This window comes from Streptomyces sp. NPDC058812 (assembly GCF_042744565.1).
GTDB classification, from domain to species: Bacteria; Actinomycetota; Actinomycetes; order Streptomycetales; family Streptomycetaceae; genus Streptomyces; species Streptomyces thinghirensis.
Genome location: NZ_JBHYOB010000083.1, coordinates 1 through 1,144 on the forward strand (window position 1 = coordinate 1; position 1,144 = coordinate 1,144).

2 protein-coding genes are annotated in these 1,144 nt (G+C 72.3%); one reads left to right on the plus strand and one right to left on the minus strand.

Annotated features, from left to right (window positions below; translation table 11 throughout):
- A partial coding sequence (locus tag ACFW48_RS38785) for a serine/threonine-protein kinase (protein WP_386323394.1) occupies nucleotides 1-599 on the minus strand: 599 nt, incomplete at its 3' end.
- A 126-nt stretch (nucleotides 600-725) separates the two neighbouring features.
- On the opposite strand from ACFW48_RS38785, the gene ACFW48_RS38790 reads away from it, so the two are divergent.
- Nucleotides 726-1,046 carry a hypothetical protein gene (locus ACFW48_RS38790; RefSeq protein ID WP_386323396.1) on the plus strand — a complete coding sequence of 107 codons (321 nt, stop codon included), beginning with the start codon at nucleotides 726-728 and terminating at the stop codon, nucleotides 1,044-1,046.
- The last annotated feature ends 98 nt before the right edge of the window (nucleotides 1,047-1,144 follow it).

A 1,144-nucleotide genomic window follows, 5' to 3' on the forward strand; every position in this document is an offset into this window, starting at 1 on the left:
CCTCTGAGCTGCTCGGGAGCCATGTAGTGAGGGCTGCCGAGCAGCGCTCCGGTCATGGTCAGGCCGATCGTGCCGTCCTGGACCTGGGCGATCCCGAAGTCGCAGATCTTGACGGTGCCGTCGTCGAGCAGCATGAGGTTGGCCGGCTTGATGTCGCGGTGGACGATGTTTTGCGTGTGGGCGGCGGCCAGCCCGTCGCACACCTGGGCGCCGTACTCCACCACCTGCTCCAGCGGGAGCCCGCCGGGGTGGTCCTCGCGCAGGACCGTCGCGAGATCACGACCTTCCAGGAACTCCATGACGAGAAACGGAGAGACTTCCACCTGCCCGTCGGCGCTCGTCTCCCGGTGCTCGCCCAGGTCGTGGACGACGGCGATGTTGCGGTGGTTCAGCCGGGCGGCTGCTTCGCCCTCACGGCGGAAACGGGCCAGGACCTGGGCAGCGAGCCGTTCGTCACGCAGATGGGAGGTGAGTACCGTCTTGACCGCGACGGTACGGCGCAGCCTCAGATCGGACGCCGCCCATACCTCGCCCATGCCGCCGTGCCCCAACCGGCTCTCGAGCCGGTAGCGGCCCGCTAGCTCCATCCCCCTATACATGCAGGTCAACGTATGCGACTCGCCCGCGATACGACAAGAATCCTCCGAACCTGGGCGGGGTTTTCCGGCCGCATCCGCCGGCCCGCTGCCAGGAGTACGAGCACCGCCGCGACACCGAGACCCCGCATGCAGCAGCTCGGCGAACATCACGGCACCGACACCGACGCCCAGCACCTGAACCGCCTCACCACCGCCACCTCCTGGCAGGAAGCCACCGGCAGCGCCCTGGTCGGCCGCCTCGTCGACGCCACCCTCACCTCCCTGACCACCCCGCCCGGCGCACCGGCCCCCTCCCGGCCCCGGGCGTCCGCGGCCGCCGCCCGCTCCCGCTCCACCACCACCCCCACTGCCGCCGCGGCCCCCGGCCGGCCGGCCCCGGCGGAGGCCGCGGTCCCCGCCCACCGGCAGCAGGCCGCACCCGTCAGGGGCGCGGGGCGTAGGCGGTGATGGTGATGACGGGCAGGCAGCGCCGGGCCGGTGGCAGCGCGCTGGCGCGTCTCGTGCTGGCCACGGCCGGCTGGTGGGCGCAGTGGTCCGGGTACGAG